This is a genomic window from Micromonospora sp. NPDC051924 (assembly GCF_055586005.1).
This window is the reverse complement of record NZ_JBVJJA010000043.1, coordinates 49,956-62,465: the sequence shown is the minus strand read 5'-3', so window position 1 is coordinate 62,465 and position 12,510 is coordinate 49,956. Positions and strand designations below refer to the sequence as shown.

12 protein-coding genes and 1 pseudogene are annotated in these 12,510 nt (G+C 69.8%); 10 read left to right on the top strand and 3 right to left on the bottom strand.

Going from position 1 to position 12,510, the window contains the following annotated elements; genetic code table 11:
- The first annotated feature begins 637 nt into the window (after nucleotides 1-637).
- The 3 genes from ACZ6S5_RS27815 to ACZ6S5_RS27805 all read left to right on the top strand — a co-directional run bounded on the left by ACZ6S5_RS27815 (nucleotide 638) and on the right by ACZ6S5_RS27805 (nucleotide 1,882).
- Nucleotides 638-919: a hypothetical protein gene (locus ACZ6S5_RS27815; protein ID WP_466005061.1), complete on the top strand. Its 282-nt coding sequence runs from the start codon at nucleotides 638-640 to the stop codon at nucleotides 917-919.
- The gene (locus tag ACZ6S5_RS27810) at nucleotides 916-1,326 is read left to right on the top strand and encodes a hypothetical protein (RefSeq protein WP_466005060.1); all 411 of its coding nucleotides are present in this window, start codon (nucleotides 916-918) and stop codon (nucleotides 1,324-1,326) included. The genes ACZ6S5_RS27815 and ACZ6S5_RS27810 overlap by 4 nt, the downstream gene beginning before the upstream one ends.
- 151 nt (nucleotides 1,327-1,477) lie before the next feature.
- Nucleotides 1,478-1,882, top strand: a complete 405-nt coding sequence (locus ACZ6S5_RS27805; protein ID WP_466005058.1) for a hypothetical protein — start codon at nucleotides 1,478-1,480, stop codon at nucleotides 1,880-1,882.
- 18 nt (nucleotides 1,883-1,900) lie between these two features.
- Here ACZ6S5_RS27805 and ACZ6S5_RS27800 read toward each other — a convergent pair whose 3' ends face one another.
- On the bottom strand, nucleotides 1,901-3,229 hold the full coding sequence (locus ACZ6S5_RS27800; RefSeq protein ID WP_466005056.1) for an MFS transporter: 1,329 nt from the start codon (nucleotides 3,227-3,229) through the stop codon (nucleotides 1,901-1,903).
- An 82-nt stretch (nucleotides 3,230-3,311) separates the two neighbouring features.
- Between ACZ6S5_RS27800 and ACZ6S5_RS27795 the strand changes: the two genes are divergently transcribed.
- Together ACZ6S5_RS27795 and ACZ6S5_RS27790 are read left to right on the top strand one after the other, a co-directional pair.
- On the top strand, nucleotides 3,312-4,211 hold the full coding sequence (locus ACZ6S5_RS27795) for a LysR family transcriptional regulator (RefSeq protein WP_466005054.1): 900 nt from the start codon (nucleotides 3,312-3,314) through the stop codon (nucleotides 4,209-4,211).
- A gap of 205 nt (nucleotides 4,212-4,416) precedes the next feature.
- The gene (locus ACZ6S5_RS27790) at nucleotides 4,417-4,869 is read left to right on the top strand and encodes a helix-turn-helix domain-containing protein (RefSeq protein WP_466005052.1); all 453 of its coding nucleotides are present in this window, start codon (nucleotides 4,417-4,419) and stop codon (nucleotides 4,867-4,869) included.
- Nucleotides 4,870-4,934: 65 nt separating this feature from the next.
- Here ACZ6S5_RS27790 and ACZ6S5_RS27785 read toward each other — a convergent pair whose 3' ends face one another.
- Together ACZ6S5_RS27785 and ACZ6S5_RS27780 are read right to left on the bottom strand one after the other, a co-directional pair.
- Entirely contained in the window at nucleotides 4,935-5,708 is a 774-nt protein-coding gene (locus ACZ6S5_RS27785) for a maleylpyruvate isomerase family mycothiol-dependent enzyme (RefSeq protein ID WP_466005051.1), read from the bottom strand.
- Between the two features lie 449 nt (nucleotides 5,709-6,157).
- Nucleotides 6,158-7,423 carry an SdrD B-like domain-containing protein gene (locus ACZ6S5_RS27780; protein WP_466005050.1) on the bottom strand — a complete coding sequence of 422 codons (1,266 nt, stop codon included), beginning with the start codon at nucleotides 7,421-7,423 and terminating at the stop codon, nucleotides 6,158-6,160.
- Between the two features lie 97 nt (nucleotides 7,424-7,520).
- On the opposite strand from ACZ6S5_RS27780, the gene ACZ6S5_RS27775 reads away from it, so the two are divergent.
- From ACZ6S5_RS27775 to ACZ6S5_RS27755, 5 genes and pseudogenes are all read left to right on the top strand, one after another.
- Complete coding sequence (locus tag ACZ6S5_RS27775; protein ID WP_466005048.1) at nucleotides 7,521-7,664, top strand: hypothetical protein; 144 nt, start codon at nucleotides 7,521-7,523, stop codon at nucleotides 7,662-7,664.
- Between the two features lie 63 nt (nucleotides 7,665-7,727).
- Nucleotides 7,728-9,659: a Re/Si-specific NAD(P)(+) transhydrogenase subunit alpha gene (locus ACZ6S5_RS27770; RefSeq protein ID WP_466005047.1), complete on the top strand. Its 1,932-nt coding sequence runs from the start codon at nucleotides 7,728-7,730 to the stop codon at nucleotides 9,657-9,659.
- Nucleotides 9,660-9,690: 31 nt separating this feature from the next.
- Nucleotides 9,691-11,151, top strand: a complete 1,461-nt coding sequence (gene pntB / locus ACZ6S5_RS27765; RefSeq protein ID WP_466005045.1) for a Re/Si-specific NAD(P)(+) transhydrogenase subunit beta — start codon at nucleotides 9,691-9,693, stop codon at nucleotides 11,149-11,151.
- Nucleotides 11,152-11,463: 312 nt separating this feature from the next.
- Nucleotides 11,464-11,667 (top strand): annotated as a pseudogene (locus ACZ6S5_RS27760) (DUF1877 family protein); the annotation flags it as partial.
- Between the two features lie 421 nt (nucleotides 11,668-12,088).
- The gene (locus ACZ6S5_RS27755; RefSeq protein WP_466005066.1) at nucleotides 12,089-12,481 is read left to right on the top strand and encodes a hypothetical protein; all 393 of its coding nucleotides are present in this window, start codon (nucleotides 12,089-12,091) and stop codon (nucleotides 12,479-12,481) included.
- Nucleotides 12,482-12,510 lie beyond the last annotated feature (29 nt).

Here is a 12,510-nt window from a genome sequence, read left to right as displayed (position 1 = left end):
GGAGCGGCTCTCGCCCGAGGCGATGAAGCATGCGGCCGAGGCAATGATGTGCGCGGCCGGCTACGCGGAATCGGTGGCGACACCGAAGCTCTGAGGTGCCGGCTTGGCGGGCGGCGAGTCCAGCTCGCCGCCGGCCACCTTCGGCCAGTGGCCGCCGCTCCAAACGACGCCCGCTTTGGAACGGAACGGTGGCGGGCAGGTGCCGTACAGGGACTTGAAGCTCGGTCGCCTCTCCCACCAACGAGCCGCGCCGCCTGAGGGTCAGTTCTCGCGCTTCGCCGGCATACCGGCCAACTAGGCTTGGGTTAGCCTCAAGGTCTTGCCGATCGTCAACGGCGGTGGGGCAATGGTCCGTGTGGCCCCGCCGACACGAACCCCATGCCTGCGGCGGGGGTTGCGACGGGCAGACGCAGGTTCTCCTCTTGGTGACGGAGGTCCCGGTCCCGGTCCCGGTGGTGGTGGCGGGGGAGTGGGCGCCCGGACCCGACCGTACTGGATGGGGGTGCAGGTGCCGCTGACCTCACCCGCCAGCCAATCGCTGTGACTCGCGGACGGCTGGAACGAGACTTCTGCGGGTGACTGCGTGGCGTGACTGCCCTGGCGCAGTTCGTCGGTATGCATCGGGTATGCTCGGAGTATGACTCGCCGTATCACGATCAGCCTGCCTGACGATGTGGCCGAGTACGTGGAGCGCACACAGAGCAACACGTCTGGTTTCATCGCCGGGATCCTCCGCCGCAAGATGCGCGCCGACGACCTACGCGCCAGGTGGGCGGAGCTGGGCTACGTGGTGACCGACGAGGACGTGGAGCGGACGAGGCAACGCCTCGCCGAGCTCCCGCCGATCAGCGACGAGCAGCATGCCCGCAACCTTGAGTGGCTTCGCCAGTTCGACGACGAGGGGACCGCCGCCGCGTGAACGGTCTGGTCCTGGACGCCTCCGCGCTTCTCGCGTACGCCTCGGGGACCAGCATCGAACCGGGTGCCATCCTGACCCTCGCCGAGGAGGACCCGGAGCAGCAGGTGTGGGTCCCCGCCCTGTGTCTCGGGCAGGCGCAGCTCCAGCTGGCGGGCACCGCCGCCGCCACGATGCTCGACCTTCTGTTCAGCGAGGACCGGGACATCCACGTGGCCGTCTACGACGCTGCCACGAGCCGGCGCGTCGCCCGGATCGCCGCCCGAGCGAACGTGCCGCTCGACGTCGCCCACGCCGTCGCCACCGCCGTCCTCTACCGCTGCTACCTGGTCACCCGGGACGCGAAGGCCGTGGCACCCGCGCTGCCCCCGGGCCTGGAGATCCTCGACATCAGCGAAACCTGGGACTGACACCCTTCCCGCTGCGATGTCGCTCGGCGACGCGGGCGCTGGGTGGGGCGATGCGGTGCGGTGCGGTGTGGCCGGGCGACGCGGGCGCTGGGCGGGGCCGTGGAATCTCCCGGTAATCGAGCTGGAGGTACTCCAGGCAGGTCAACCGCTGGTGAAGAATCTCCGCGGACCAGTCACGGAGGCGCCGGACCTGCGGGCGGAGCTGCGCCAGGAGTACCACCGGGCGGAGACCGCCGAGCGGGTCGGCGCGAGTACCGAGACGTGGCTCGACGATGTGCTCGACCAGGCGGCGGTGGCCTGGATGCTCGGCCGCGTGTTCGTCCGGTTCTGGGAGGACAACGAACTGGTCGACCAGCTCTGGATCGGTGGGGCCGATCCTGCCGCGCCGGCCGAGCGGGCGGTGCAGCACCGGCAGGCGTACCTGATCGCCGCCGCCGGGAAGGTCGACAATCCTCGCCAGCAGGCCGGCGCCAGCGCACCGGGCATGGAAGGAGATCGCAAGCACGCAGAAAGATCTCTGAAAGAGCCCACCCGCGTTTTCCCTCCCGCCACATAGCGGACGTCCTACCAGTCATTAGGCGGGGAGACGCGGTGAGGGCGGTGCGGATGTCGCGGTTGCGGGCAGGACGCTCGAAGTCGCCTTGGTTCGCCGGGGTGCTGACCGCATTCGGGTCGCGCACAGCCCGCTGACGATGACGAGCGTCAGCGCCAGCATCGTGACCGCGGGCCAAGCACCAAGCGCCCAGGCGCGGCCGGCCAGGCTGCCGAAGATGGACGAGCCGAGGTAGTAGGCGAACAGGTACAGCGAGGCGGCCTGCCCGGTAGCCACGCCGCAGGCGTGGGCGCGCGCGGGTACCCACCCGCTGGTCACCCCGTGCACGGCGAAGAAACCGACGGTCATGATCGCGAGGCCGAGCACGACGACCGGTAGCGAACGGGGCAGCGTGAGCAGCACCCCGGCGAGGGTGACCAGGCACCCGACCGGCACGACGGCGCGGTGGGAGAACCGTTCGGCCAGGCGCCCGGCGAGGGTCGAGCTGACGGTGCCGAGCGGATAGACCAGGAACACCAGGCTCGCGACGCCGGCCTCCAGGTCGAACGGTGCGGAGGTGAGCCGGAAATCCATCGCGTTGTAGACGGCGACGAACGCGCCCATCGAGCAGGCGCCGATGGCGTAGAGCGCGAGCAGGCCGCGATCGGCCACTGCCCCTCGCGCCATGTCCGCCAGGTGCTCGATCCGGGCCGGCACTGCCACGAAGTTCCGCGACGCGGGCAGCGTGAGCAGGGCGACGGCCGCGCTGAGCAGCCCCACTCCGGCGACCGCGGCCAGTGCCCACCGCCAACCGGCGGCGTCGGCGAGCGTGCCAGCGATCAGACGACCGGTCATCCCGCCCAGGGCCGTGCCCCCGATGTAGAGGCCGGCCGCCCGGGCGTGCGTGTCGGCGTGAAGCTCCTCGCGCAGATAGGCCGTGGCGACCGCCGGGAGCCCGGCCAGGGTGACGCCCTGCAACAGGCGCAGGCCGAGCAGGACATGCCAGGTCGGAGCCAGCGCGCAGGCCAGCCCGACAACGGCGGAGAAGGTGAGGGAGAGGTGGATGAGCCTGGTTCGCCCCAGCACCTCCGAGATCGGGCCGGCCACCAGCAGCGCGACGCCGAGGCCGACAGTGGTCAGGGACAGGGAGAGGGTGCTCTGCGACGCGGAGACCGAAAAGGCGTGCGCGAGCGCGGGAAGCAGCGCCTGCGTGCTGTAGAGGAGGGCGAAGGTCGCCACTCCGGCCGCGAAGAGCGCCACCGCGATCCGGCGGTACCCCGACTCGCCGACCTGGTAGCCCGTCGACGACCGGGTCGGGGCCGCGCGGGGCGGCGAGAGCGGGCGGGCGGCGGCCTTGCGGATCGGCGTCATCCTGCGAGCGTCGGACGACGCGCCACATGCGTCAAATGCATGCTCTGTCTACTGCTAATACGTCAAGCGTATAGTTGCGCTCATGCAGGTCGAGGATCTCCGCAGGCTGCTCGCCCTCGCGGACCACGAGCGGGTCACCGACGCCGCAGCCGCGCTGCACATGACTCAGCCCACCCTGTCCCGGCTGCTCGCCCGGGTCGAGGAGGAACTTGGCAGCCGGCTGTTCGAGCGGGACGCGCGGGGAGTGCGCCCCAACCCGTACGGCGAGGTGGTCCTCGCCGCGGCCAGGGACATCACGGACCGGTACGACCAGCTGCTGAGCGACCTGGCGGGCCTGCTCGACCCCGAGTCGGGGACCGTCCGACTGGCGTTCCTCGACTCGATGGCCACGTCCCTTGTGCCGCGCCTCCTGCACGACTTCCGCCAGCAGGCGCCCCGCGTACGCGTCGCGCTCCGTCAGGAGCCGGGCCACGAGATCCTGCGCGACCTCGCCTCCGGCGTCTCCGAGCTAGCGCTGATCTCCCCGCGCCCCGACGGCCCGCACGGCTGGCTGCCGCTGCAGCGGCAGCAGTTGGTGCTCGTCGTCCCCGCAGGTCACCGACTAGCCGAGCGAACTCGGGTGCGGCTCGATGAAATCGCGGAGGAGGATTTCGTGACCGTACCCGGCGGGTTCGGGTTCCGGTCTCTGGTCGACGAGCTGTTCGCGGTCGCGGGGGTGACGCCGCGTGTGGCGTTCGAAAGCGGCGATCTGGCCACGATCGAGGGACTGGTCGGATCGGGTCTGGGGGTGGCCATCGTGCCGGAGGAGTTCGCCGGTGCCTCGAGGAGCGTTGGCGTGCCTCTGGTCGCCGCCGGCGCGGAACGCGTCGTCGGGCTCACCTGGCGGAACGATCGCGTACTCGCCCCGGCCGCGGCACGGTTCCTGGAGTTCGTCTGCTCCGTCGCTCCGCGCAAGGACCGGGAGGCTAGTCTCACGGCATGAGCACCCGCGCTAAGCATGGGTGCCCGAAAAGTTGTGATCGATTCCCCCTCGGGCACAACCCTTACGAGGTTGAACGCCGCGACCCCGCTGGCGCGAGCACGACCTCGCCACCGCAACCGACGTCAGCCGCATCGCCACCGACCTCATCGTCTGGCTAGTGCTCTGACGGGACCGGGTTGGCGGCGGGGGGGCCGGAACCGGTTGGATGAGTCGGACATCCGACGGGTTTGGGGGCGTGGTGGCGGAGCTGGTCAAGATCAGGAGGCTGACCGACCAGGAGGGCCAGCAGTCGCAACGGGTCGTGCGCCGGGGCAGCACCAACACGGTGCGCTATCGACGGGCGATGATGCTGCTGGCCTCGGCCGGCGGCAACCGAGTTCCAGTGATCGCCCAGTTGGTGCAGGCCGACGAGGACACGGTGCGGGACGTGATCCACCGGTTCAACCAGATCGGCCCGGCCTGCCTGGACCCTCGGTGGGCGGGAGGCCGTCCCCGCCTACTCAGCCCTGACGACGAGGACTTCGTCGTCCAGACGGCCACCACCCGCCCGACCAAGCTCAGCCAGCCCTTCACCCGCTGGTCCATCCGCAAACTGCTCGCCTACCTGCGCAAGGTGCACGGCCGGGTGATCCGCATCGGCCGCGAGGCCCTGCGCTAACCCCGGACCCAGTCGCGCCCGCAGGAGCACGCGCACAACCGACAGATGCGTCACAAGTGCGTGTTTTACGCGTTTGGGTCCCAGTCTGCGAGCTGCTCCATCGGCTCGGTGTCGCCGGTGGTCTCCAGGCCGTCGAGCGGGGTGCGATCGTAGAAGTAGAGGACCAGTTCGCTCGCTGCGCCTCGCATCGCCATGTCGCCCGGCTCCGCGTCGGCGGCGAGGTCGTCGCAGCGGACGCCGTCGGCGTTGAGGGTCAGGCGCCAGGAGCGGCCCTCGGTCGTGTGCAGGTCGATGGTCGCCGGCTTGAACGGCCAGGGGACGGTCGTCGCCGAGACGGTCGTCAGGAACTCGTCAACGCCCTCGACCGCGACGTCCGTCGGCAGCGGCTGTGCGGCCCCCTGGGTGACCTGGACGTCGTAGGTGTGGACGGCGATCTCCTGGATCTGGTGCCGGGCCACGGCTCCGCTGGTCTGCGGGGCCTGCGAGCGGCCCCACCAGGTCCAGCAGCCGCGGTCCGGGCCGGCCTCGCGCATCGCGTCGAGCATGAGCTCGGTCGACTCGGCGAGCCAGGCGTCCAGGGCTTCACGGTCGCGGGGCGCGGTCGGGGCGCCCTTCGGGTCCGTCCTCGCCGGGGGCTCAGCGCCCGGGCCCGCCGCGACGATGGCAGCCTGGCGGCGGCGGCCGTCGCCGAAGTGCTGCGCCAGTTCGCGCAGCGTCCAGTCCGGGCAGGTCGGGACCTGGACGTCAAGGTCAGGGGCGGACGCGATCGCGGCGCGGAACGCGGCCGAGCGGTCTTCGATCAGCCGCAGGACCTCGGGGAACTCCAAAATGTTTTGCACCTCGGTTGTGTATCACTGCGCTCCGGCCGCCGGGTAGCGAATTTGTCGGACGAACGCGTCGACAGCCGGGCGGAGCGCCGGCGCCGAAGCCGTCCCGAAACTCCGCGCACTGCTCGCCAACGGCGACTTCGACCGCTACTGGACCTACCATCTGGGCCAAGAGCACCAGCGCAACCACAGGCCCGCTACCAACTCGCTGCTTGACCTACGAAGTCACTCCCACAATCCGCACCCCTGGCCGATGCCAGCGGCCTGAGTAGTGTGCGGCCGGGCGGCGCGGAAGTGTCCGTGCCGCGGTTGTGCAGCGTAGCGCCGGTCAGGGCGAGAAGTGCGAGGCCGACCAGGGCCCCGCCAGACCGAGCCCCTAGCCCCAGCAGGGCCTCGCGCCTGTCTGGAGCCCAGGCCCCGGCATTCGCCGGGGCCTGGGCTCACTACCAAGTGTCGAGATGTCAGTAGAAGTACGAGACCACGCCGGCGTCGACCGTGGCGTCCTCGCCGCCCGCGAGGTTCATCCAGTCGCTGTAGCCGTACCTCGTACCCGAGGAGTCGGAAATGTTGTCGTAGTACACCAGGTCGGAGTCGGTCGAATCGATGTAGATGTAGGGGTTCCGTACGGCGAACCGGACCCGGTAGGTGCCCGGCCGCGCCTGGGCGACATAGGTGCCGTCGGGGTTGACGGTTGCGCTAGCACCCGGTTGTCCGTCTGCCTGCGGTTCGAGCTGGATCCCGGCGACGCTTGCAGTGGCGGCACCCGGCTCGCCCTCGTCCCGTACGCCGTCCTGGTCGCTGTCTACCCAGACTGTGCCCCGGATGGTCACCGGCGCGACGACCGTGACCCGCGTCCGCAGCGTGTCATTGTCGGGATTGACGTCCGGCACAGGGTTGGACACGGTGGCGACCATGTCGAGGACGGTGCCAGGCTGCGCCCCAGAAATCTTGGCGACTACACCGAGGTAGTTGCTCGTCTGGTCGGCCCAGAGCGGGGCGTAGGTGCAGCGGTAGCCGGGCAGCCCGTCGGCGGCCGTGTCGCCGTAGGCGCAGGTCCAGCCGGTGCCGGATGCGCTGTAGGGCACGAGGCCGGCCGGGAGCGGCACGGTGACCGCTACCTCGCCCGACTTCGCCCGCCCGGTGTTCTGCACGTAGGTGTTGAGTCCGACAACTTCCCCGTCGAGCCTCTGGTAGTCGGCCGGCTGGGCGGTGAAGCCGAGGTCGACCGTGGCCGGAACGTAGCGAAGCTCCGCCGTGCCGGTGTTGTTGGCAAGCGACGACTCGCTGCCTCCGCTGACGGTGGCGCTGATGGTGAGCACATCACCGGCGGTGCCGGCGGCGACGCTGAGCGGGATGCTGAGCGCCTCGGCCGCAGACCTGGCGGAAATCGGCGCGGTAGTGCAGGTGGCCGTGCCGAAGAGGTCGCACTGCCAACTCTCCGGGATCACGTAGCCGTCGCCGACGAAGGCGACGCCGGCCGGGAGCGCGAACGACAGGGTCACCGCCTCGCTCGTCTGCTTGCCGGCGTTGCGGATGTCGACCGTCAGGGTGCTCCAGTCGCCGCTGTCGACGACCTCGGCCGGGCCGACACTGGCGGACACCACGAGGTCGGCCGGTGGCGGTGCCGCGTTCGCGGCGGTGGCGGGCAGCAGCCCGATGATGAGGGTCAGTGCACTCCCCGCGAGTGCGCCGACCAGCTTGAGACGTCGTTGCTGGTGCAGAGCCATGGCATCCTTACATCAGAGGACGGGCCGGATCGTTCCGGCCGGGACAGGAGCATGCCCTGTCCAATTTGGACAGCGGCCAACTGGCGATCTTCGTCACGTGTCCCGTCGCGACCAGGCAAGGCCCGCCGTCGCCACCGCCGTCCTCTACCGCTGCTACCTGGTCACCCGGGACGCGAAGGCTGTGGCACCCGCGCTGCTCGCGGGCCTGGAGATCCTCGACATCAGCGAAACCTGGGACTGACACCCTTCCCGCTGCGATGTCGCTGGGCGACGCGGGCGCTGGGTGGGGCGGTGGAATCTGCCGGTGATCGAGCAGCTGACGCCAGCCGCTCAACACCGACGTCGGGGACGTGCTTTTCGCGGAGCAGCCCTCGACATCGGGTCCTCTCGGCAGCCGACCGCGGATGGCATCGCGCGGGCCGGTCCGGAACCAGGCCGTTCCACCCCTGGCCGGCGGCGAGCCCACGGGCGTGAGCCGGCCGCGGCCGCCAGATCGGCAAGGTGTGGCGCAGACTGGCCGGCGATCTGCTCGGCGATCGCCGAGATCGGCTGCATTGCCCTATGGCAGACCGGAGCGTTGATCGACATCATGGGAGTCGCGGTCATCCCGCAAGGGCGCCGGAGAAGCGGCAAACGCCTGACCGCCAACACGGAGGGGCCGACGCCTAGCGTCGTCCTGGCGACCAAGGAGCTGCATGTGCTTATCGGCGTTGTCAACGAGTCGAGGCGCGGGGAGACCCGGGTGGCCGCAACCCCCACTACAGTCGCGCAGCTGTTGAAGCTGGGCTACCAGGTGGTGGTCGAACCTGCCGCCGGGGAGCCGTCGAGCTTCCCGGACGAGGCCTACGTCTCTGTCGGCGCGCTACTGGGGAACCCCCTCACCGCGGACATCGTGTTCGGTGTGAACGCGCCGTCGGTGGAGCAGCTCGACTCGCTCCGCCCGGCAGCGACGTGGGTCAGCCTGCTGGCTCCGGCGTCGAACCCCGAACTGGTAGAGGAGCTGGCGCGTCGTCCGATCACCGCCCTCGCAATGGATGCGGTACCGCGTATCTCCCGAGCGCAGTCCCTGGACGTGCTGTCCTCGATGGCGAACATCGCGGGGTACCGGGCTGTGGTGGAGGCAGCACACGTCTTCGGCCGATTCTTCACCGGTCAGGTGACCGCTGCCGGCAAGGTGCCACCGGCGAAGGTGCTGGTGGCGGGTGCAGGCGTCGCGGGGCTGGCGGCGATCGGCGCCGCCGGCAGCTTGGGCGCCGTCGTCCGCGCTTCCGATCCCCGTCCAGAGGTGGCCGACCAGGTGCGCTCGCTGGGCGGGGAGTACCTCGCGGTGGAGGCGCCGGACGTGGAGGTCTCGGCCACCGGTTACGCCAAGGAGATGTCGGAGGACTACAACGCCAGGGCGGCTGCCCTGTACGCAGAGCAGTGCAAGGACGTGGACATCATCATCACCACAGCGTTGATCCCCGGGAAGCCCGCGCCCCTGCTCCTCACCAAGGAGATGGTGGCGAGCATGAAGCCGGGAAGCGTCATCGTCGACATGGCGGCGTCGAACGGCGGGAACGTCGAGGGCACGATCCCCGGTGAGGCGGTCGTCACCGAGAACGGCGTGACGATCCTCGGCTACACCGACCTCGCCGCTCGGCTGCCCACCCAGGCATCGCAGCTCTACGGCACCAACCTCGTCAACCTGATGAAGCTGCTCACGCCCGGCAAGGACGGCCAGCTCGTGCTCGACTTCGACGACGTGGTGCAACGGTCGATGACCGTGGTCCGGGACGGCGCACTCACCTGGCCGCCACCGCCCGTACAGGTCTCGGCGGCGCCGGCCGCGGCAGCCGCAGTGGAGAAGTCACCGGAGCCGCAGGCGAAGCAGCCCGTGCCGGCGTCCCGCCGCCTCGCGGTGGTGACGGCCGTCGGGGTAGCACTGTTCCTGGTCGCTGCTCTGGCCCCGCCGGCCCTCCTGGGGCACCTGACGGTGTTCGCACTGGCGATCGTGATCGGCTACTACGTGATCGGTCACGTGCACCACGCGCTGCACACACCGCTGATGTCGGTGACCAACGCGATCTCCGGGATCATCGTGGTCGGCGCGTTGCTGCAAATCGGTCATGGTGAAACGTCGAACCGAGCCCTGATCACCGGGCTGTCGTGCGCCGCGATCCTGCTGGCCAGCATCAACATCTTCGGCGGCTTCGCGGTGACCCGCCGCATGCTCACGATGTTCTCCCGCAGCTGAAGCCTCACCCGAGCCCTGGAGCTTCTACAACATGACGATCGAAACCGCGGCTCAGTCCGCGTACATCGTGGCCGCGCTGTTGTTCATCCTGGCGCTGGCCGGCCTGTCCAAGCACGAAACCGCCAAGGCGGGCAACGGCCTGGGCATGGCCGGCATGGCGCTGGCCCTGGTCGCCACCATCGCGCTGGCCGCCGACCACGGCATCGGTGCCACCGGCGCGAGCCTGCTCGTCGGGGCCACCCTGGTCGGTGCCGTCATCGGCCTGGATCGGGCCAGGCGGGTGGAGATGACCGGCATGCCCGAGCTGATCGCGCTGTTGCACTCATTTGTCGGCCTCGCCGCCGTGCTCGTCGGCTGGAACGGCTACCTCCAGGTCGAAGGCGACCTCGACGGCGCCGAAGCTCACGCGCTTCAGACCCAAGAGATGCTGGGAATCCACCACGCCGAAGTCTTCATCGGCGTCATCATCGGCGCGGTCACCTTCACCGGATCGGTTGTCGCGTTCGGGAAGCTGTCGGCACGGATGAAGTCCGCCCCGCTCATGCTGCCCGGCAAGAACGCGCTCAACATCGGCGCCCTGGCCGCGTTCGCGTTGCTCACCGTCTGGTTCGTCCTCGACCCGCAGCTCTGGCTGCTCGTCGTAGTCACCGCGATCGCGCTGACACTGGGCTGGCACCTGGTCGCCTCCATCGGCGGGGGTGACATGCCGGTGGTGGTGTCCATGCTGAACAGCTACTCCGGCTGGGCTGCCGCCGCATCCGGATTCCTCCTGGAGAACAACCTGCTCATCATCACCGGCGCGCTCGTCGGCTCCTCCGGCGCCTACCTCTCCTACATCATGTGCCGGGCGATGAACCGATCGTTCCTGTCCGTCATCGCTGGCGGCTTCGGTATCGAGAGCACCGCCCCGGGGGAGGTGACCCAGGGCGAGCACCGCGAGGTGACCGCCGAGCAGGTCGCCGAGATCCTCGCGGAGGCGGACTCGGTCATCATCACCCCCGGCTACGGCATGGCGGTCGCCCAGGCACAGCACGGCGTCGCCGAGCTCACCCGCAAACTCCGCGAGCGGGGCACCCAGGTCCGCTTCGGCATCCACCCGGTAGCGGGACGGCTGCCTGGCCACATGAACGTCCTGCTGGCCGAGGCGAAGGTCCCCTACGACATCGTCCTGGAGATGGACGAGATCAACGACGACTTCGCGCACACCTCGGTCGTCCTGGTGATCGGCGCCAACGACACCGTCAACCCGGCTGCCGCAGAAGACCCCGACAGCCCCATCGCCGGAATGCCCGTGCTGAGTGTGTGGAAGGCAGGCCAGGTCGTGGTGTTCAAGCGCTCGATGGCCACCGGCTACGCCGGTGTCCCGAACCCGCTCTTCTACCGGGACAACACATCGATGCTGTTCGGGGATGCCAAGCAGCGCGTCGAAGACATCCTCGCGGCGCTCACGGCGCACAGCACGACTGGCCCGACACTGACCACTGCCGGGTAGAGCCTGTGCTGAAGCCCCGGTGGTGGAGCAAGAAGCTCCGTGTCGGTGATCGATAAGCAGCGGAGAATCGGGGAGGGGGATGGGAGCAGACGCCTGCACCACGACGGCAGTGAAGTCCGCGCGACGACGCAGAACAGTGCTCAACGGCACCAGCGCCCACCGGCGATTCTGTGTTCGCGCAGGTCAAAGTGCACGCTGGGCCCTGCTTCACACGGAGTACGCAGCGGTTTCGCGCAGCAGTTGATCCGCCTGGAATGGCCTCGGCCGACCTGACAGCAAAGCCAACGACGAGAAAGGGGCAGCTTGGTCGGCATGGTGTTGATCGGGTGCCGGTTGTCGGCGGGGGAGTTGGCGGCAGTGGCCGCCGACGAGTCGGCTGTCGACCTGCTGCTTTATGGCGATCTCGACGATGACGAGGCCGACATGCCGGAGCCGGAGTTGAACCTGGACAAGTCGTGGCATGGCATTCACCACCTGTTCCCCGGCACGGCTTGGCAGATCGGCGAGGGTGCTGGGGCGGCGATCCTCGGCGGCGTCGAGATCGGTCAAGATGGTGACTACGGCCCGCCCCGGCTGCCGCTGCGACCGGGCCGGCACCCGCGGGCAGGCCAGGAGACCGCTCGGGTTGACCGCGCCGCGTCCCCGTCGCTGCCTCGTCGCGGTGGTCGCCGATGGCGCCTCCGTCCGGCCCAGGCTGATAGCGTCGCCCATCGTGGCCAGCGTGGAGTCCTCACGGAGCCGCGTCGGATGCCCGCCTCACGAGACGGTCAGTGGAGACGGGCCCGCAGGTCGGCGATCCGATCCGCTGCGGCGATGAAGCCGGCGGAGTCGAGCTGCCCCTCGGTCTGGCCGTTGACCAGGGCCGCCGCCCACCCCATCGCCGTACGCGGCTATTCGACTAAACCTTCGCCCCGCCCCGGCTCGGCGTTCTCTGCTGGTGGTCGGCCCGGAGAGCGTGCTGCTCGGCCGGCTCGACCGGCGGGGACGACTGCGGTACACCAACCGCTCCCACCCGCTGACCACCGGCCAGGCCGCGGAGTTGGCGGCGCTGCTTTCGCCGCCGCGCCCGCCACGGCCCGGCATGATCGCCCACCCGTGGCCGCAGCCGCTGCTCGCGTCCTGGTCTGGCCAGTTGGACCGGCCCGAGCCCTTGCCGTATGTGCAGGTGGACCCAGTTGTGGTGGCCGAGATCGACGCCGACGTCGCGTTCGAGCACCAGCGGTGGCGCCACCGGGTGCGCTACGCGCGGGCCCGGCCGGACACGTCGGTCTACGACGTGCCGCTACTCCTCGGTGAGGGCGAAGACCTCTTCGGAATACCGGTCGACTGACAGACGTGAACCGGTGGCGATGGCTCGTC